Source organism: Pseudoalteromonas sp. P1-9 (assembly GCF_001399975.1).
Classification (GTDB): Bacteria; Pseudomonadota; Gammaproteobacteria; order Enterobacterales; family Alteromonadaceae; genus Pseudoalteromonas.
Genome location: NZ_LKBD01000183.1, coordinates 1 through 257, shown reverse-complemented (window position 1 = coordinate 257; position 257 = coordinate 1). Strand labels below are relative to the sequence as shown.

Genomic DNA, 257 nt, shown 5'->3' with positions numbered 1-257 from the left:
AGTCACTCACCCAATACCAACAATGCATGCATTCAACGCCAACAACAATATCTTCTAGATAAGGAGAAATGAGCTTAAACAATTCATGTTTATCAGCTTTTATTTTCTGATGAACCACTTTATTGCCACGCTCATCAAGAATACACACGTATAAAATGCTTGCATGCGGGTCAATTCCACAATAATATTTGTGAAAAGTAGTATAGAATTTCATTGAGCTTTCTCCTTTTGGTTTGGTCGCCTTGAAGTTTAGCTGT

The 257-nt window shown here is 36.2% G+C and carries 1 pseudogene; it reads right to left on the bottom strand.

The window, feature by feature from the left end:
• Positions 1–214: pseudogene (locus AN214_RS22095) on the bottom strand (IS110 family transposase); the annotation flags it as partial.
• Positions 215–257 lie beyond the last annotated feature (43 nt).